This window comes from Marivita sp. (assembly GCF_017643905.1).
Taxonomy (GTDB): Bacteria; Pseudomonadota; Alphaproteobacteria; order Rhodobacterales; family Rhodobacteraceae; genus Marivita.
Genome location: NZ_JAEPMO010000097.1, coordinates 1 through 18,126 on the forward strand (window position 1 = coordinate 1; position 18,126 = coordinate 18,126).

Sequence of the window (18,126 nt, forward strand, 5' to 3'; positions counted from 1 at the left end):
CCGCCCAGAACCTCCGCAAACTGGCAAAGATCTTTCCTGCACCGCAGCAACCGCGAAACGCCTGACAGAAAAGGTGCTCGCGCAACGTTCAGCCGTCGATATTCTGCGCCAGCGAACGCCTGTTTTTCCACAGAATCGGCTAAAAGGGGACAGCAACATGCAGCATGATCTGGTCATCAAGGGCGGCACGCTTGCCACCGCGTCCGAGACCTTCCGCGCAGATCTTGGCATTCGGAACGGCAAGATCGCGACCTTGGGCCATGACCTGAGCGGCGATGATGTGATCGACGCCACCGGCAAGCTGGTCCTGCCCGGCGGGATCGAGGCGCATTGCCATATCGCGCAGGAAAGCGGCATGGGTCTGATGACCTCGGATGATTACGAATCCGGGTCGATCTCGGCCGCGTTCGGGGGCAATTCCTGTTTCGTGCCGTTTGCCGCGCAAAAGCCGGGGCAAAGCGTGGCCGACACGTTGGCCACCTATGATGGACGCGCAGCGCCAAAATCGGTGATCGATTATTCCTACCATCTGATCCTGACCGATCCGAATCCGTCGGTGCTTGAGGAATTGCCGGGAGTCTTCGACCGGGGCATCACCTCGTTCAAGGTCTTCATGACCTACGCCACCCGTGTCAGCGATGCGCAATTCCTCGACATTCTGACCGTCGCGCGGCGCCATGGCGGCCTGACGATGGTGCATGCGGAAAACCATGACATGTTGACTTGGATGGCCTCCGCCTTAGCCGATAATGGCTATACCGAACCCAAGTACCACGCCCCCGCGCGCCCCGGTCTGGCCGAGGAAGAGGCGATCAACCGCGCGATCAGCCTGTCCAAGCTGACCAATGCACCGCTGATGATCGTGCATGTCTCCACACCGAAAGGTGCGGAACTGGTGACGCAAGCCCGCGCGGATGGGGCCTATGTCTTTGGCGAAACTTGCCCGCAATACCTGTTCCTGACCAACCACGATTTGGACCGTCCGGGGATGGAGGGGGCGAAATACATCTGTTCGCCGCCTCTGCGCGACACCCACACACAAGAGGTGCTCTGGCGGCACATCGCGCGCGGCACGTTCAGCGTCGTGTCCTCTGACCATGCGCCGTTCCGGTATGATGACACGGGCAAGTTCTCGAACGGACGGGACGTGGATTTCCGCAAGATCGCCAACGGCATGCCGGGGATCGAGATGCGCCTGCCGATGATGTTCTCGGAAGGGGTTGTCAAAGGCAGGATCAACCTCAACCAGTTTGTTGCCCTTTCCTCGACCAACGCGGCGCGGCTTTACGGGATGCACCCGAGCAAGGGCACCTTGGCCATCGGGGCGGACGCCGATATCGCGATCTGGGACCCGACAGAGACCCGCATCGCGGGTGAGATGCACGACGCGATGGACTACAACCCGTTCGAAGGGATGGAAGTGACCGGCTGGCCGATCACGGTTCTGACACGCGGAAAGCGGATCGTGGATCAAGGCGAACTGATTGCCAAACCGGGGAATGGTGCCTTTGTCAAACGCGGGCGCAGTGACCTGTCGGGTCTGACGGGCACGCGCCTGCCGGAAACCGACCCGGCCACCAATTTCGGCGCGGAGATCCTCAAGTGACCGGACCCATCGTGGTCATCAATCCGAACTCCAATCAGGCTGTAACCGATGGTCTGCGCGACGCGCTGGCCGCGTTCAGCCTGCAAGGCGGTCCATCCATCGAATGCCTGACATTGAAGGAAGGCCCGTTCGGCATCGAAAGCCAGCGCGATTCCGACAGCGTGATCCTGCCGCTGGCCGCGCTCATGCAATCGCGCCCGGATGCCGGGGCCTTCGTGATCGCCTGCTATTCCGATCCCGGTATCGACACCTGCCGGTCTGTCGTGCCGAGGCCGGTGTTCGGCATTCAGGAAAGCGGCGTTTTGACCGCGATGGCGCGGGCGGACCGGTTCGGGATCATTGCGCTGGCCGACGGGTCGATCCCGCGCCACCGTCGGTACTTGGCACGGATGCAGGTTCTGGATCGGCTGGCCTGCGAGATCGCGTTAAACATGAGTGTCGACGAAAGCGCACGGGGGCAGGGCACCTTTGCCCGCCTGGTTGAGGTTGGCACGTCCCTCAAGGCCCAAGGCGCTGGTGCTGTGATCCTTGGCTGTGCTGGGATGGCGCGGCATCGTGCTGCGCTTGAGGCGGAGTTGGGTGTTCCCGTGATCGACCCGACACAGGCGGCGGTGACGATGGCGCTCGGTGCGCTCCTCGCAGCGTCGGTTTAGAACACGACCGATCCCGCGACCTCGGCTTGCAGAAGAGACTCCGCACTGGGTTCCGCCGATTTGGTGTCAGAGCCATGCCAAGCCGGGTCTGACCGGATCGACAGTTTCACATGCCGCATGAAGGCCCGCGCCTCGCGCGTCAGCGGGCGTACCGTCGAGACGGCAAACGACGTGCGATAATAGAACTTGGGCAGGAAGGGACGGATGATCAGCGTCGGATCATCGGCGCGCAAGACCGGGAAGGGACAAATGATCGACACGCCGCAACCCTGCCGCGCAAGCGTGACCGCGCTGAGCCCCGTTGCCACTTCGGCGACACGATGCGGCACCGACCCTGCTTCGGCGAACAGCCGGTCCAGCCGGGACCGCACGATGTGACGGCGCAGAATGGAAATGAAATCCACACCATGCAGCAGGTCCGGTGTGATGACCTCGTGTTTGGACAGCGGATGGTTTCGCGCCATCACGCAAACCGCTTCGCTGGAATGAAAGGGGATCAGTTCCATCGCGGAATGGGTGAGATCGGCATGGGTGAACCCCAGATCCACGGAATCGTCGACCAGTCGGCTCACCAAGCCGTTCGAGGTACAGGTTTCCAGCGACATGCGTTGTCCGGGATGCAGCTTCATGAAGCTGGCCATTTGCGTGCCGACGAGATCCGACAGAGATGGCGGAGCGGCAAGGCGCAAAGGCTGGCTGCCGGGGTCGTCGGGATCGGTGCCGTTGATCAGCGAAATGGCGTCAAACAGGCGATCCAGTTGCGCGTTCAGACGCAGCGCTTCGGCCGTGGGGCGTAACCTGCCGCCGCGCCGTTCGAACAGCACAACATCCAGACGGGATTCCAATGTGCTGATGGCGCGGCTGACCGTTGGTTGAGTGACGCCAAGCAGGCGGCTTGCGCCATTGGTGGTTCCTGAGGTGATCACCGCACGGAGTGCTTCGTATTCGCGGATCGAATGCCAATTGCTGCGCATGTCACCTCTTGAACCGGAAGATTGGGCTGTGACCGCCAATCATGCGGTCTTGACATATGTCTATAGCAAACCCGCATCGAGTCTACACTTCCTTCGTTTTGATGCGGTGTTAGGCTTGGTGTCATTCTCAAACACAAAAACCAATTCGGGCCGAATTGCCGGACCCGGACACCCAGGGAGATATGATATGAACCTCAGGTATCTGCGCCTGACAGCGCTTGCCGTTGCAACTGCATTGCCGGCACTGCCCGCTGTTGCACAGGATTTGCGGATCGGGCTGGCCTCTGAGCCCAGTTCGGCTGACCCGCATTTCCACAACCTTGGCCCGAACAACCAGCTGCGCCGCAACATATTCCAGTCGCTGGTCGGCACCGACGAACAACAAAAGCTGCTTCCGGAACTGGCCGTGAGCTGGAAACCGCTGGACGACACCCGATGGGAATTCAAGCTGCGGGAAGGTGTGACCTTCTCGGATGGATCGGCCTTTGACGCCTATGACGTCGTCTATTCCGTCTGCCGGATTCCCGGCGTGCCGGATTCCCCGTCGCTCTTTACCACTTACACCAAGGCGGTGACCGGGTTTGAAGTGCCGGATCCGATGACCCTGATCGTCGAAACCGCGGCACCCTATCCGCTGTTGCCGACCGAATTCTCGACGTGGGGGATCATCTCGGCCAAGGCGAACGGCGTCGATGGCGCGTCGATTGAATTTTCGGCCGATGGCTGTGGCGATCTGGCCTATCCTGAAACACAGGCGTTCAACGACGGCTCTGCGGCGATCGGTACTGGCCCCTTCCTTCTCGAAAGCTTCCGCCGGGGTGAAGGCATCGAGCTGGTGCGCAATCCCAACTATTGGGGTGATCCAGCACCGTGGGAACGGGTGAGCATGAAGCCACTGACCTCGGATGGTCCGCGCGTTGCGGCACTGTTCGCGGGCGATGTCGATTTCATCGAAAACCCGCCGCTTCAGGATCTGGAGCGGATCAATTCCGAAGGTGGTCTGAAAGTTGTTCAGGGGATCTCGAACCGTGTGATCTACCTGCATATGGACCACGCACAGGAACCCAGCCCGATGATCACCGGGACGGATGGCAAGAACCCGTTGAAAGACGCGCGCGTGCGCGAAGCCCTGTCGATTGCCATCAACCGTGATGCCATCGTTGACCGCATCATGGGCGGTGTTGCCGTAGCGGCGGGTGAATTGCTGCCCGCTGGAATGTTCGGCGCGCATGAAGAAGGGCAAATGCCGCCCGCACCCTACGATCCCGACCGTGCAAAGGCGCTTCTGGCCGAGGCCGGGTATCCGAACGGCTTTGGCATCACCATCGGCACGCCGAATGACCGCTACATCAACGACGCGCAGGTGGCTCAGGCCGTGGCGCAGATGTGGGCGCGGATCGGTGTGGAAACCGGCATCGACGCTGTGACGGCTTCGACCTTCTTCTCGCGCCGCAACGCGTTTGAATTCTCGGTCTATCTGGCTGGCTGGGGCGCAGGCACAGGCGAGATGTCCTCGCCGATCAAGGCACTTGTCGCCACACGGGATGGTGATCGTGGCTATGGCGGCACCAACCGTGGACAGTATTCGAACCCCGAGGTGGACGATCTGCTGACCAAGGCACTGGCCACCGTGGACGATGACGCCCGTCAGGAGTTGCTGCGTGAATCGTCGCGTGTTGCGATGGCGGATTGGGCCATCCTGCCGCTGCATTTCGAGGTGACACCCTGGGCCATGACCGACAAGGTCAGCTATGTGCCGCGTGTCGATCAGTACACCTTGCCGGCGTTGATCACGCCCGCAAACTAAGTGCGACCAACCCCGCGGCGAGGCTGGTCTTCGCCGCGGGATGTTCCCGCAATCCCATCCCTCGGAAAGTCCGTGCACGATGCTCGTTTACCTGCTCAGACGGATCGCGCAGTCCATTTTCGTCGCCTTGGCGATGATGGTTATCGTGTTTTTCGGGATCTACATGATCGGCAATCCGATCGACATTCTGATCTCCCCGGACGCCACCCCGCGCGAGATCGAAGAGACCATGGCGCGGTTCGGGTTCGATCAGCCGATCTATATCCAGTTTTTCACCTTCGTCGGCAACGCGCTTCAGGGTGACCTGGGCCGCAGCTTTGTGCATGGCGAAAGTGCTGTCACGCTGATCCTGCATTACATGCCCGCGACGCTCGAATTGGCCGCGTTGGGATTGATCTTTTCAGTCCTGATTGGCGTGCCGTTGGGTGTTTACGCTGGCTACAAGGCCGACAAATGGCAGGGCCGGGCGATCATGACCGGGTCGATCTTTGGCTTCTCGCTGCCCAATTTCTGGGTCGGCATGCTGCTGATCCTGATCTTCGCCGTCGAGTTGCGATGGCTTCCCTCGACGGGACGGGGGGACACGGTGGATGTGTTTGGCATTCGACTGTCGATCTTTTCCGAAAACGGTCTGCAATACATGATCCTGCCCGCTTTGACGCTTGCGCTTTACAAAGCGTCACTCGTGACCCGATTGGCGCGTGCGGGGACGCAAGAAGCGCTGGTGCAGGACTACGTGAAGTTCGCCCGTGCCAAGGGGGTGTCGGAGACGCGCATCCTGTTTGTGCATGTGCTCAAGAACATCATGATCCCCATCGTCACTGTCCTTGGGCTTGAACTGGGATCGATGATCGCCTTCGCCGTGGTCACCGAGACAGTGTTTGCCTGGCCGGGCATGGGCAAGTTGTTGATCGACTCGATCCTGACGCTGGATCGGCCCGTGATCGTTGCCTACCTGATGATGACGGTCCTGATCTTCATCGTCATCAACCTTGTCGTCGATATTTTCTACACCCTGCTTGATCCGCGTGTGCGTGTCACCGGAGGCACGTCATGACCGAAACATCGATCCCGCAGACCGCTCAGCACCCGGTACGGGACCGCATGCTGTGGCCCGCAATTGGTGTGGTGTGTCTTGCCACGATTGCTCTCGCTCTTGGGCCGGATTGGGCAAGCCTTCCTGCAAGGATTGTGCTGTTCCTCGCAGGCGTCGCGCTGGCGGCGCAGCTGCTCAAGGGGCGGAGCAGGCAGTTCTTCAATGGCCCGATGGCCTATGCCGCGACCGGGAGCCTTGTTCTTCTGGTGATTCTTGCGCTTTTCGCCAACGAAATCTCGCCGCAGAACCCTTACGACCTGCGCCAGCTTGATATCATGGATGGGCGCTTGCCACCCGGCGCGACAAATTTCGACGGAAGCTTCACCTATCATCTGGGTACGGACGAGCAGGGCCGGGACATCCTGTCGGGCATCCTCTATGGGCTGCGCGTGTCGCTGAGCGTGGCGATCGTTGCGACGCTGATTGCGATGGCGATTGGCGTGGTGGTCGGCATCTATGCTGCTTGGGCCGGAGGCCGGATCGAATCGATCCTGATGCGGCTGGTGGACCTGCAATTGTCTTTCCCGTCGATCCTTGTGGCACTTATGCTGATGGCGGCCTTCGGACGTGGGCTCGACAAGGTGGTGATCGCGTTGATCATCGTGCAATGGGCCTATTACGCCCGCACTGTAAGGGGGACTGCGCTGTCGGAAACCCGCAAGGAATATATCGACGCCGCGCGGGGTCTGGGGCTGCCGGTGCGCAAGATCATCTTCCGGCACCTTCTGCCCAACTGCATCCCACCGCTTCTGGTGATTTCGACCGTGCAGATCGCGAACACCATCGTTCTGGAATCCTCGCTGTCCTTCCTTGGGGTCGGTGTGCCGGTCACGCAGCCGTCGCTCGGCCTGCTCATTGCGAATGGCTACGACTACATGTTGTCGGGCCAATACTGGATGAGCATGTATCCCGGCGTGGCGCTGCTGGCCATCGTGGCGTCCATCAACCTTGTCGGCGACCGGCTGCGCGACACCCTGAACCCGAGGTTGCGGAAATGAGCGTTCTCGAAGTCAGGAACCTGCAAACCCATTTCTTCACCGATGCGGGAGTCGTAAAGGCGGTCGATGGCGTGGATTTCACGCTTGATGAAGGCGAGGTGCTGGGCCTTGTCGGGGAAAGCGGATCGGGCAAGTCGGTCACCGGGTTTTCCATCCTGCGCCTTGTCGACGCGCCGGGCCGGGTGGTGGGCGGTCAAATCCTCTTTCGCGGGCAGGATCTGGCGCAACTGTCTGAACCCGAGATGCGGCGGATGCGCGGCAACCGGATCGCGATGATCTTTCAGGATCCGATGATGACACTGAACCCGGTGCTGCGGATTGACACCCAGATGATCGAAGCCGTGCGCGCTCATGAGCGGGTCAGCGCCAAGGCTGCGCGGGATCGGGCGATCTCGGCTTTGGCCAAGGTGGGCATCCCGTCCCCTGCAGAGCGGCTTGAAGCCTATCCGCACCAGTTTTCCGGCGGCATGCGGCAGCGTGTGGCAATTGCCATCTCCTTGCTGAACGGTCCTGACCTGATTGTCGCGGACGAGCCGACGACGGCTCTGGATGTGACGATCCAAAGCCAGATCCTTGCCGAGGTGCAGGGCTTGGCCAAGGAAACCGGAACGTCGATGATCTGGATCACCCATGACCTTGCCGTGGTGGCTGGCCTCGCCGACCGTGTGGCGGTGATGTATGCGGGGCGCATCGTTGAAACCGGGGCGACGGATCAGGTGCTGACGCAGCCCGGTCATCCCTATTCCATCGGATTGCTCGGATCGATCCCCGGGCACGGGCACCGAGGGCAAAGGTTGGCGCAGATCCCCGGTATGGCACCCAACATGGCCCGATTGCCAGAAGGATGCGCCTTCGCGCCGCGCTGTTTCCGCGCCCAGGATCAGTGTCGTCAGAATGCGCCGCAGATTACGGAACCAGCACCCGGCCAGCACTTGCGCTGTCACTTCCCCGTGCTGGAACGCGAGGCGCTGTCATGACCGCGATGCTCGAACTCGATGCCGTATCGCGGCAATTCATCCGCAAGCTCGATTCCATCGAAAAGCTGGCGCGCAAGCTGGGGGCAAACCTCTCGGAAAGCTGTGTCAACGCCGTTGATGGTGCCAGCTTTTCGGTTGCGCGGGGCGAAGTGGTTGGGCTGGTCGGTGAGTCCGGGTGTGGCAAATCCACTTTGGGCCGCATGGTGGCGGGCCTGTTGCCGGTGACGGGTGGCAAAATCCGGTTTGAAGGCGTGGATGTGACCGATGCCGCAACGCCCGCGGCCAAGTCAGCGCGACTGCGGATTCAGATGATCTTTCAGGACCCGATGTCATCGCTCAATCCCCGGATGCGGGTTGAGGACATTGTGGGGGAAGCGGCGGTTTATCACGGCCTCACCTCCCGGCGCGAAATGCCGGACTACGTGGCCGCGACGCTGGAAAAGGTCGGCCTTGATCCCGCCTACGCCCAGCGCTTCCCGCACCAGTTTTCCGGTGGCCAGCGCCAGCGTATCGGCATTGCCCGCGCGCTTGCGGTCAAACCCGAATTCCTGATCTGCGATGAAAGCATCGCGGCATTGGACGTGTCGATTCAGGCGCAGGTGATCAACCTGTTTCAGGACCTGCGCCGCGATCTGGACCTGACCTACCTTTTCATCAGCCACGACCTTGGGGTGATCGAACACATCGCCGACCGGGTGGTCGTGATGTATCTGGGCCGGATCGTCGAGATTGGCACAACCGAGGCGCTGTTTGATGCGCCGCGCCATCCCTATACGCAGGCGCTGATCGACCAGATTCCGCGGCTGGATGGCGGACGGCAAAGCTTTCGGACGATCAAGGGCGAAATCCCGTCGCCGCTGAACCCTCCGCCCGGCTGCCATTTTCACCCACGCTGCCCCTTCGCCGGCCCGCGCTGCCAGCGCGAGGTTCCGGTTCTGCGCCACGAGGGCACTCGTGCCATCGCCTGCCATCTCGAAGACGGAGGAACTGAATGACCTTGCATATTCCCGGTGTCCTGACTGTCGAGGGCCAGGGCACGCAGCGCCTTCCACTTGTGATGGACAGCCCGCATTCCGGCACGGACTACCCGCAGGATTTTCGCCATGCTGCCGATCCGCAAACGCTGCGCCACGCCGAGGACACCCATGTGCATGACCTTTGGGCCGGGGCTGTTCAGGCCGGGGCGCTGCTCTTGCACGCCCATTTCCCGCGATCTTACGTCGATGCGAACCGCGCATCCGACGACATGGATCCGGCAGCGATCGAGGGGGTGTATCCCGAACCGCTGAACCCGTCGATCAAAAGCCAGCTTGGCATTGGCCTCTGCTGGACACGCGTGCCACCGGACGGAGGGCCGCTGTATGACCGCCCACTGACCGCAGACGAGGTCTACGCGCGAGTGACCAACTATCACCGCCCGTACCAGACCAAGCTTCGCTCACTCTTGGATGCCGCACACGCGCACTGGGGCACGGTCTGGCACGTAAACTGCCATTCGATGCAAGAGGTGGCGTCAGCCATGTCGACGCAGGACAAAGGCACTCCGCGCCCCGACTTCGTGCTGGGCGACCGGGATGGGACCGCCTGTGCCCCTGCCTTCACAGCAGCAGTCGAGAGCTTTCTGACCGGGCGGGGCTACAGCGTGGCCATCAATGATCCCTATAAGGGAATGGAACTGGTCCGCGCGAATGGTGCGCCAGCCGAGGGACACCATTCGCTCCAGATCGAGGTCAATCGCAAGCTTTATATGGACGAGCGCACCCGCGAACCGAATGCCGGGTATGATGCTTTGAAAGCCACCTTTTCGGATCTGTCCCACCATCTGGCCGACCATGTCGCTGCGGCCCTCAAGGAAAGCTTTGCGCAATGAGCTCTGCAACAGGTTTGCCCAATATCTATTCCGTCGAACTGTCCCCGCCGGACATCTCCGGCTACGCGTCCGGCAACACGGGTATTCCTTATATCTGGACCTTCGACAGCGGCGTGGCCGGTCCACATGTGGCGATCACTGCCGTGGTGCATGGCAATGAACCTTGCGGTGCCATCGCCATTGATTGGCTGATGCAGATGAACCTGCGCCCGCTGAGAGGCGCGCTGTCCTTTGCCTTTGTGAACGTCGCGGCATACGAGGCGTTCGATCCCGAAGTGCCGGATGCCACGCGCTGGGTCGAAGAGGATTTCAACCGTCTTTGGGGCGAGGGCGTTCTTGATGATCCTGATCGCCGTGTCACCCCGGAAGTGGAGCGAGCGCGGGAAATCCGACCGTGGCTCAGCACGGTCGATTTGCTGCTCGACATTCATTCGATGCAGCACAAGACCGATCCCCTGATCATCGCCGGACCCACTGTCAAAGGACGAACGCTTGGCGGGCAGATCGGGTGGCCGGGGATCGTCGTGACCGACAAGGGCCATGCCGAAGGGCAGCGGATGCGGGATTTCGCGGATTTCGCCGACCCCGCGTCACCCCGCAACGCGGCATTGGTCGAATGTGGTCAGCATTGGGAGGCCGAGGCGGCCGACGTGGCCAAGGATTGCTGCATCGGTTTCCTGCGCGCCACAGGCGCTGTCGCGCCCGATTTCCAGCAGGATCGCATGAACGCGCGTCCGCCGAAGCCTGAGACAAAGTATTACGAGGTGATGCAGCCCGTCACTATAGAAACCGACAACTTCCGCTTTGCGCAGGATTGGCGCGGGTTCGAACACCTTAAGCAAGGCACGCTGATCGGCCATGACGGCGATCGCGAGGTTCTCGCGCCGAATGATCCCACGGTGCTCATCATGCCGTCGCGGCGGCTTTGGCCGGGCAAGACAGCGGTGCGCCTTGCCCGACCGATTGAGGGCTGAAACTTTCGCGCGGTCGGGTCAGATGTCGATCTCGACCGCGCCGATGGGCTTGGAACAGCAGGCCAGAATGTAGCCGCTGTCGATGTCGTCCTGAGAGATACCGCCGTTATGGACCATATGCACCTCGCCAGCGGTCTTGCGGATCTTGCAGGTGCCGCAGACACCAAAGGTGCAACCCGACGGGATGACAATGCCAGCGCCACGTGCGACCGCCAGAACTGTATCGGTTTCCATGCACTCTGCCGTGACATCTGATCGTGCGAAGACGACACTGGCGGTCGCGCGGTCATCCGGGATCACATCGTCATGGTCGGGAAGCTGCTCTTCTTTCTTGACCGGCGCGACAAAGCTCTCCTGATGGTAGCGGTCCATGTCGTAGCCCAGCCCGATCAGCATCTCGCGCACCGCGTCCATGAAGGGTTCGGGGCCGCAGCAATAGACCTCGCGCTCCATGTAATCTCCGGCGATCAGACCAATCATCAACTGGTTGAGCCGTCCACGAAAGCCGGTCCAAACGCGATAGGGGTCGTCTTCCTCGACAATGAAGAACAGCTTGATCGATGGCACGCGGCTGGCCATCTGCTCCAGCCGTTGGCGACAGATGATGTCCTGAGGGCGCTGCGCGCAGTTGACGAAGACCACGTCCACATCGGTGCCCCGGTCGTAGAGATATGTGGTCATCGACAGCGATGGCGTGATGCCTGACCCGGCTGAGAGGAAGAGGTACTTCTTCTTGGTCGACCGGGGCAGGGTGAAGATACCCGCAGGTCCGGTCGCCTTGATCTGCATCCCGGGCTTGAGGTGATCCAGCATCCAGCGCGTGCCGATGCTACCGGGCTGTGCCTTGACCGTGACGCCAAGCGTCAGCGGGCGCGAAGGCGAGGACGAGATCGTGTAAGTCTTCCACAGCGTGCCGCCGGGCACCGGCAATTCCAGCGTTATGAATTGTCCCGGCTCATAGCGGAACTGCTTGCCGGATGGCGAGACAAAGCTGAACGTTGCCGTATTCGGCGCTTCGGGCACCACGGCACAGCAGACCAGCGGTTCAGCATCGGTCCAGATGCCTGCATCTGCCGAGGCTGTGAGATCAACATCCAGAGCCATGGCTTATTCCGCCGCGATCGGGGTTGCGACACCGGTGATCGCCCGGATCATCGTGTCCGCGTACCAGTTGGTGAACTGGATATTGCCGCCCTCATGTGTCGGCGAATACGGCCCCGGCGTATAGGCCGGGGACTGGATGCCGCGCTGGTTGTTCTCAACCACCTCGCGGTCCTCGTCATTGGTGGCCATCCACACTTCGGTCAGGCGCTTGAGGTCGTAATCCTGCCCTTCCACCGCGTCCTTGTGGACCAGCCATTTGGTGCAGACCTCGGTTTCCATCGCGCTGATCGGCGTGACGCGGAAGACAAGGCTGTGATCCGACAGGAAATGGTTCCAGCAGCCGGGGTACTGGTACTTGAGCAGAGACCCGGCATCCTTGAACGGGATCGACGAGTTCGGCTTGGTCACGGCGACCTTGCCATCCATCGTGTAGCTTTCGCCCTTGTCGAGCAGCGGCGTGCGCACATAGCGCCAATCTCCAAGCGGTGATTCCAGAAACGCCGACGGGGCGCCCACCGCTTCGCAGCGGGTGATGTGGCTCGACGCCACCTCCGACAGAACGCCCGAATTGTCCGACCCGATATAGCGCGGGTCTTCGGGGAAGGTGCGGCAGAGCGACGGATGGTTGCCCGAGCAATGGTAGCACTCCCGGTTGTTCTCCCACACCAGCTTCCAGTTGCCATGTTCGATGATGGTGCTCTCAAAGGCGACCTTGGAATTCTCCAGATTATGCGGCGCAAGATAAAGGGCGGTTTGCGCGGCAAATTCGGTGATGTCGGGCGCGTCATCCGCAAGGCAGATATAGACCAGCCCCGACAGGTTGCGGCAATGCACCTGCTTCAGACCGTGCTGCGATGGGTCGAACTCCGGACCCATATCGCGCGCCCAAAGCAGTTTGCCGTCCAGCTCGTAGGTCCACTGGTGGTAGGGGCAGACCAGCTTGGGGTTTGATCCTTTCTTCGACTTGCACAGAACCGATCCGCGATGGCGGCAGGAATTGTGGAAGGCGCGTATTTCGTTGTCGTTGCCGCGCACGATCACGACCGAATAGGCACCGACCTCGTGAACAATGTAGTTTCCGGGTCTCGGGATCTCGCAGGAGGGCAGCACGAACAGCCACTCTTTGTGCCAGATCTGCGCCATGTCGGCCTGAAAGACACCCGGATCACAATACAGCTCTTGCGCCAGGGAATGCGCCGGTTTGCGACGCATCAACGTGGACAGAACATCGGCTTCACGCAGCATGGGACACCTATGAATATGGTCTCTCGCCAATCGGCGATGGGATGAAATTGGGGTGGGCCACGGCCCGGCTTTCTGATCGCGCAATCGCACGCAATGGCAGGGCCCACGTCATGATTTGCGACGCCGTAAATTCGGTTTGCGACCCGCGTCTCATTGCGGTTTCCCAAGCGTCGGTTTCGCGCGAAAACAGGGCGCAAAAGGAGCGCTCAACCAGCAGAAAATTGCCCGAATTTCTGGCATCTGCATGCGCCTCAGATGTCCTTAACCAGACGCAGCGCGTCATAGATCGCAGCGTGAGTGTTGCGGGCGCTGACCGCGTCGCCGATGCGGAACAGCTGGAACGTGCCGCTTTCGTTGCGGGTCACATCCTGCGGCTGGCCGTCGATCAACGCGTCGTAATCCACCGCCCCACCGTTCGACGACAATGGCTTGAGCGCGAAATACAAATCGTCCAGCGGCATCGTCCCGTAGTTCACCACCACCTGATCATAGGTTTTTTCGCTGGTGTGATCGCTGTAATCTGTGCCGATCACCGCCTTCAGGCGATTGCCATCGCGCTGCACGTCCTTGAGCCGTCGCGTGACGGTGAAGGTCACGTCCTTGTCCTGAAGCGCGCGCATATAGGGCACAAGGTTCATCGCCATCACATCGGGGGCGAAGGTGCGGTCGGGTGTCATGATCTCAACCGTGCTGCCCGCATTGGCGGCTACCTCGGCGGCCATGAGGGCAGGGTGGTCGCCACTTTCATCATAGATCAGAACCGACTGCCCGGGCTTCACATCGCCCGCGATGATGTCCCATGACGAGGTGACAAGCTCGTTCTCACGTCCCGCCTCGAAAAGCTCCGTATTGGGTAGCCCCCCAGTTGCGACGATCACGACGTCGGGGGTGAGCGCAATCACATCCTCGGCCTCGGCCCATGTGTTGAAGCGGAACTCCACATCGCGGGTCGCGCATTGTGCCATCCGCCAATCGATGATGCCGATCATTTCGCGGCGGCGCGGGTTCTGCGCGGTCAGGCGCACCTGACCTCCGGGATCGGGCTGGGCCTCGAATACGGTCACTTCGTGCCCCCGCTCGGCCGCCACCCGCGCGGCTTCGAGCCCAGCCGGACCCGCGCCCACGATCACCACCTTCTTGCGGGTTGCGGCAGGCGTGATCTCGTGCGGCATGGTCAGTTCACGGCCCGTGGCAGGGTTGTGAATGCACAGCGCCTCGCCCGCCGCATAGATACGATCCAGACAATAGGTCGCGCCGACACACGGGCGGATATCATCCTCGCGCCCTTCGATGATCTTTTTTACGATATGCGGATCGGCCATGTGAGCACGGGTCATGCCGACCATGTCCAACAGACCCGCCTGTACCGCATGGCGCGCCGTTGCCACATCGGGGATGCGCGCAGCGTGGAAGGTGGGCATGCCGGTGGCAGCACGAACGGCACCAGCGAAATCCAGATGCGGCGCGCTTTGCATGCCCTGCACCGGGATCACGTCGGTCATTGCGGGATCGGTGTGGATACGGCCCCGGATCACATTCAGGAAATCCACCATACCGGTCGCGGCCAGCCGTTTCGAGATCTCTATGCCTTCCTCAGGGGTGATCCCGCCCGCCTCGGCCTCGTCTGACGTATAGCGCAGACCAACGATGAAATCGTCGCCCACGCGCTTGCGAATGCCACGGAGCACGTCGAGCAGCAGCTTCATCCGACTATCGAGCGTCTGGCCCCCATAAGGCCCGTCCAGATCATTGGTCAGGGGCGACCAGAACTGGTCGAGCAGGTGGCCGTAGACCTGCAATTCGATCCCGTCCATGCCCCCTTCCTTCATCCGCTCTGTGGCATCGGCGAAATCGGTGATGATGCGCTCGATATCCCAGTCCTCGGCCAGCTTGGGAAACGCCTTGTGTGCCGGTTCACGGTGTTTGGACGAGGAAACGGAGGGCAGCCAGTTGCCCTTGTTCCAGGTGGTCCGGCGTCCCAGATGGGTCAACTGGATCATCACCGCGCAGCCGTGGTCGTGGCAGGCATCAGTGAGTTCACGGATATAAGGCACGACCTCGTCTTTATAGGCGAGGATATTGTTGAAAACGGGTGGGCTGTCCTTGGACACTGCCGCTGACCCTGCCGTCATCGCCAGCGCAACTCCCGCCTTGGCCCGTTCTGCGTGATAGGCCGCGTATCGCGCTTTCGGCATGCCGTCCTCGGGATAGGCTGGTTCGTGACTGGTGGTCATGATGCGGTTGCGCAGCGTCAGATGCTTGAGCTGATAGGGCTGCAGAAGGGGATCGTTGGACATGGTCACTCCGCGCGTTTTGAGCCAGCGTTGACGTAAATGTTCATAACTGTCAAGTTTGTGTTCATCACTGACCATTTTACTTGTCGGCGGCGACATTCGGGCGTAAATCTGCGACATGGCAGATGCTTTGGACATCGACGAAAAGGCGAAAGGCTGGCGCGGATCACGCGAGGTCTGGCTGGCCGCGGCCCGTGAGGCGTTTCTTGAGTCGGGCATCGACGCGGTGAAGATTCAGCCATTGGCCAGTCGCCTCGGCCTGTCGCGCACCAGCTTCTACTGGTTTTTCGAGGATCGGGACGCGGTGCTTCAAGCCCTGCTGGATGATTGGGAAGACACCAACACCAGGCGGATGGTTCAGGCGTCAGAGGCCTTTGCCGAAACGATCACAGAGGCTGCGCTGAATGTGATTGCGGTATTTCTGCCCGGAGGCGGATTTGAATCCCGGCTTGATCTTGCCGTCCGAGGCTGGGCCCACCAGTCGGACACCGTCGCGGCGTCGGTCAATCGCGCCGACGAAACCCGCCTCGTGGCGATGCGGACCATGTTCGACCGGTTTGGGTTCCCATCAGGAGAGGCGGATGTCCGCGCCCGGACGATGTACCTTGTCCAGATCGGCTATATCTCGATGCAGGTTCAGGAAGACCTCGGCCTGCGGCTGAAACGGATTCCCGACTACGTGAAAACCTTTACCGGTCAGGCACCTACGCAAAGCGAACTGAACCGATTTCATGCGCGGGTCGGAATTGTGTGAAAGCGCCATGATGCCTCCACCGCCAAAATCGTCCAAGCCTGCGAAACGCAGATTAAGCTAAAATACTGCTTTCTTGGAAGTTTTGGCTCCGGCGGTAGGGATCGAACCTACGACCAATTGATTAACAGTCAACTGCTCTACCGCTGAGCTACGCCGGAACACGAGGCGGGGTTTAGCAACAGTGTCGGACCACGTCCAGAGGGTTTTGTGAAAAAAATGTAATCGCCGTCACGTCAGGGCGAATTGTGCCTCGGCGCCAAGTTGTCCGATCGGGGTGACTTGGTTTTTCACATAAAGATCAATGAGATGCGCGAGAACGTTTCGTGCGGCTGCGGGGAGTAGTGCTGCGGGTGTGTCTGTGTAGATCCGCGCGGCAAGGGCCGCCGCGGTCGATGGCCCGGAGCGCAAAGCCTCCAGCACGGCGGCCTCGCGGGCCAGTCGGTGCGAGATGAGCCAGTCGAGGCGTCCAGCGGGGTCGAGGATCGGTGCGCCGTGGCCCGCATGGAGCACTGACCACCTCTCGGATTGCAGACGTCCACAGGAAACCATGAAATCCGTCAGATCGCCATCGGGCGGCGAGACCAGTGAACTGGCCCACCCCATGACCAGATCGCCGCAAAACAGCACGTCTTCCCATGCAAAGCTCAGATGATTGCCGAAATGGCCCGGAGTGTGGAGCGCACGCAAACTCCAGCCATCGCCGCGCAACGTGTCGCCGTCCGCAAGTGTGATGTCGGGATGAAACTCCGCATCCACACCTTCGCCACCCCCGACCAATCCTGTCGCTGCAAGCTCCTGCATCACCGCGCTGCGCCCGCCCGAGGCATCCGAGAACGCGTAGACCGGGGCATCGACCTGCTTTGCCAAGCTGCGGGCCAAGGGCGAATGATCGACATGGGAATGCGTCACAAGAACAGCGGAAACCCTATCAGAACCAATGGCCTGCAGGATGGCGTTGAAGTGATCATTGTTGGCCGGGCCGGGGTCAATGATCGCAAGATCGCCGTCACCCACAAGGTACGTGTTGGTACCGCGAAAGGTCATCGGCGACGGATTCGGCGCAAGCACGCGGCGCAGACCGGGGGCGAGCCATTCGGCCACACCCGGTTCTGGCCGGAAATCGGGTTGGGGATCTTGCATCATGCGGGTACAGCAGCAGGGCACACGGGGAATTGCAATCCCTGATGCGGCGGGACATTCCGTTTTGCCACTGTTCGGAGTAGCGTCCCGGTATGACATTCGACTGGCTCAAACGCTACATGCCTCGCGGGCTCTACGGTCGGGCTGCGCTGATCCTGCTCCTCCCAGTGGTGGCGCTGCAATTGCTCGTGTCCGTGGTGTTTGTGCAGCGCCATTTTGAAGGCGTCACGCAGCAGATGAGCCGTGAAATTGCCCGCCAGATCAATGCAACGCTGGATCCCGCGCGGGCGAACGACACGGACATCGCGGGTGCGCTCAGCTTTGATTTCCTTCCGACCTCGCCGGATGCGATGCCGGAAGTGGACCTGCGCCGCTGGTATGATTTTTCGGGGATCGTGGTGATCCGCACGCTTCGCTCTTACGTGATCGGGTTCGAGCGTGCGCATCTGGTCGATGACTGGACGGTGCTGGTCTGGGTGAAGCGGGGGGATGATCCGCTGACACTGATCGAATTCGCCCGCGAGCGTGCCTCGGCCTCCAACCCGCACCAATTGCTCGTGAACATGGTTGTGTTCGGGGCGCTTTTGACGGTCATCGCCTATCTCTACCTGCGCAACCAGCTGCGCCCGATCAC

Annotated in this window: 15 protein-coding genes, 1 tRNA gene and 1 pseudogene; 11 read left to right on the forward strand and 6 right to left on the reverse strand. The window is 61.1% G+C overall.

The features are described 5' to 3' along the window. The first annotated feature begins 157 nt into the window (after positions 1–157). Both hydA and JJ869_RS15335 read left to right on the forward strand, forming a co-directional pair. On the forward strand, positions 158–1,606 hold the full coding sequence (hydA, locus tag JJ869_RS15330) for a dihydropyrimidinase (protein ID WP_292268390.1): 1,449 nt from the start codon (positions 158–160) through the stop codon (positions 1,604–1,606). Further along, positions 1,603–2,259: an aspartate/glutamate racemase family protein gene (locus tag JJ869_RS15335; protein ID WP_292268392.1), complete on the forward strand. Its 657-nt coding sequence runs from the start codon at positions 1,603–1,605 to the stop codon at positions 2,257–2,259. Before hydA ends, JJ869_RS15335 begins: the two co-directional genes overlap by 4 nt. On the opposite strand, the gene JJ869_RS15340 is transcribed toward JJ869_RS15335, so the two are convergent. After that, entirely contained in the window at positions 2,256–3,233 is a 978-nt protein-coding gene (locus tag JJ869_RS15340) for a LysR family transcriptional regulator (RefSeq protein ID WP_292268395.1), read from the reverse strand. The two genes, JJ869_RS15335 and JJ869_RS15340, sit on opposite strands and share 4 nt — an antisense overlap. 187 nt (positions 3,234–3,420) lie before the next feature. Here JJ869_RS15340 and JJ869_RS15345 point away from each other — a divergent pair, with 187 nt between their 5' ends. The 7 genes from JJ869_RS15345 (at position 3,421) to JJ869_RS15375 (ending at position 10,955) form a co-directional block, all read left to right on the forward strand. After that, positions 3,421–5,040 (forward strand): ABC transporter substrate-binding protein, encoded by a 1,620-nt coding sequence (locus JJ869_RS15345; protein ID WP_292268397.1) that lies wholly within the window; start codon positions 3,421–3,423, stop codon positions 5,038–5,040. 79 nt (positions 5,041–5,119) lie between these two features. Further along, a complete protein-coding gene (locus JJ869_RS15350; RefSeq protein WP_292268399.1) occupies positions 5,120–6,097 on the forward strand; it encodes an ABC transporter permease in 978 nt (325 codons plus the stop codon). Beyond that, positions 6,094–7,134 (forward strand): ABC transporter permease, encoded by a 1,041-nt coding sequence (locus tag JJ869_RS15355; RefSeq protein ID WP_292268401.1) that lies wholly within the window; start codon positions 6,094–6,096, stop codon positions 7,132–7,134. Before JJ869_RS15350 ends, JJ869_RS15355 begins: the two co-directional genes overlap by 4 nt. Further along, positions 7,131–8,111, forward strand: coding sequence for an ABC transporter ATP-binding protein (locus JJ869_RS15360; protein WP_292268403.1), 981 nt, complete (start codon positions 7,131–7,133; stop codon positions 8,109–8,111). Before JJ869_RS15355 ends, JJ869_RS15360 begins: the two co-directional genes overlap by 4 nt. Further along, a complete protein-coding gene (locus JJ869_RS15365) occupies positions 8,108–9,106 on the forward strand; it encodes an oligopeptide/dipeptide ABC transporter ATP-binding protein (RefSeq protein ID WP_292268405.1) in 999 nt (332 codons plus the stop codon). The genes JJ869_RS15360 and JJ869_RS15365 overlap by 4 nt, the downstream gene beginning before the upstream one ends. Continuing rightward, a complete protein-coding gene (locus tag JJ869_RS15370) occupies positions 9,103–9,981 on the forward strand; it encodes an N-formylglutamate amidohydrolase (RefSeq protein ID WP_292268408.1) in 879 nt (292 codons plus the stop codon). The genes JJ869_RS15365 and JJ869_RS15370 overlap by 4 nt, the downstream gene beginning before the upstream one ends. Further along, the gene (locus JJ869_RS15375; RefSeq protein WP_292268410.1) at positions 9,978–10,955 is read left to right on the forward strand and encodes a succinylglutamate desuccinylase/aspartoacylase family protein; all 978 of its coding nucleotides are present in this window, start codon (positions 9,978–9,980) and stop codon (positions 10,953–10,955) included. Before JJ869_RS15370 ends, JJ869_RS15375 begins: the two co-directional genes overlap by 4 nt. Positions 10,956–10,973: 18 nt before the next feature. Here JJ869_RS15375 and JJ869_RS15380 read toward each other — a convergent pair whose 3' ends face one another. From JJ869_RS15380 to JJ869_RS15390, 3 genes are all read right to left on the reverse strand, one after another. Further along, complete coding sequence (locus JJ869_RS15380) at positions 10,974–12,059, reverse strand: hybrid-cluster NAD(P)-dependent oxidoreductase (protein ID WP_292268411.1); 1,086 nt, start codon at positions 12,057–12,059, stop codon at positions 10,974–10,976. A gap of 3 nt (positions 12,060–12,062) precedes the next feature. Next, positions 12,063–13,304 (reverse strand): aromatic ring-hydroxylating dioxygenase subunit alpha, encoded by a 1,242-nt coding sequence (locus tag JJ869_RS15385; protein ID WP_292268413.1) that lies wholly within the window; start codon positions 13,302–13,304, stop codon positions 12,063–12,065. Between the two features lie 251 nt (positions 13,305–13,555). Then, positions 13,556–15,601: an NADH:flavin oxidoreductase gene (locus JJ869_RS15390; protein ID WP_292268415.1), complete on the reverse strand. Its 2,046-nt coding sequence runs from the start codon at positions 15,599–15,601 to the stop codon at positions 13,556–13,558. Between the two features lie 115 nt (positions 15,602–15,716). Between JJ869_RS15390 and JJ869_RS15395 the strand changes: the two genes are divergently transcribed. Further along, entirely contained in the window at positions 15,717–16,352 is a 636-nt protein-coding gene (locus JJ869_RS15395) for a TetR/AcrR family transcriptional regulator (RefSeq protein ID WP_292268418.1), read from the forward strand. A gap of 83 nt (positions 16,353–16,435) precedes the next feature. Here the strand turns inward: JJ869_RS15395 and JJ869_RS15400 are convergent. Together JJ869_RS15400 and JJ869_RS15405 are read right to left on the reverse strand one after the other, a co-directional pair. Beyond that, positions 16,436–16,510: transfer RNA gene (locus JJ869_RS15400), tRNA-Asn, on the reverse strand. Positions 16,511–16,580: 70 nt separating this feature from the next. Continuing rightward, entirely contained in the window at positions 16,581–17,492 is a 912-nt protein-coding gene (locus JJ869_RS15405; RefSeq protein WP_292268420.1) for an MBL fold metallo-hydrolase, read from the reverse strand. 92 nt (positions 17,493–17,584) lie between these two features. Between JJ869_RS15405 and JJ869_RS15410 the strand changes: the two are divergent. Continuing rightward, positions 17,585–18,126: pseudogene (locus JJ869_RS15410) on the forward strand (two-component sensor histidine kinase); the annotation flags it as partial.

Bases quoted from the DNA above. Each gene is read 5' to 3' on its own strand.
- JJ869_RS15385 (WP_292268413.1), bottom strand. From the start codon at position 13,304: ATGCTGCGTGAAGCCGATGTTCTGTCCACGTTGATGCGTCGCAAACCG.
- JJ869_RS15390 (WP_292268415.1), bottom strand. From the start codon at position 15,601: ATGTCCAACGATCCCCTTCTGCAGCCCTATCAGCTCAAGCATCTGACG.
- hydA (WP_292268390.1), top strand. From the start codon at position 158: ATGCAGCATGATCTGGTCATCAAGGGCGGCACGCTTGCCACCGCGTCC.
- JJ869_RS15375 (WP_292268410.1), top strand. From the start codon at position 9,978: ATGAGCTCTGCAACAGGTTTGCCCAATATCTATTCCGTCGAACTGTCC.
- JJ869_RS15340 (WP_292268395.1), bottom strand. From the start codon at position 3,233: ATGCGCAGCAATTGGCATTCGATCCGCGAATACGAAGCACTCCGTGCG.
- JJ869_RS15350 (WP_292268399.1), top strand. From the start codon at position 5,120: ATGCTCGTTTACCTGCTCAGACGGATCGCGCAGTCCATTTTCGTCGCC.
- JJ869_RS15370 (WP_292268408.1), top strand. From the start codon at position 9,103: ATGACCTTGCATATTCCCGGTGTCCTGACTGTCGAGGGCCAGGGCACG.
- JJ869_RS15355 (WP_292268401.1), top strand. From the start codon at position 6,094: ATGACCGAAACATCGATCCCGCAGACCGCTCAGCACCCGGTACGGGAC.
- JJ869_RS15405 (WP_292268420.1), bottom strand. From the start codon at position 17,492: ATGCAAGATCCCCAACCCGATTTCCGGCCAGAACCGGGTGTGGCCGAA.
- JJ869_RS15395 (WP_292268418.1), top strand. From the start codon at position 15,717: ATGGCAGATGCTTTGGACATCGACGAAAAGGCGAAAGGCTGGCGCGGA.
- JJ869_RS15365 (WP_292268405.1), top strand. From the start codon at position 8,108: ATGACCGCGATGCTCGAACTCGATGCCGTATCGCGGCAATTCATCCGC.
- JJ869_RS15345 (WP_292268397.1), top strand. From the start codon at position 3,421: ATGAACCTCAGGTATCTGCGCCTGACAGCGCTTGCCGTTGCAACTGCA.
- JJ869_RS15360 (WP_292268403.1), top strand. From the start codon at position 7,131: ATGAGCGTTCTCGAAGTCAGGAACCTGCAAACCCATTTCTTCACCGAT.
- JJ869_RS15380 (WP_292268411.1), bottom strand. From the start codon at position 12,059: ATGGCTCTGGATGTTGATCTCACAGCCTCGGCAGATGCAGGCATCTGG.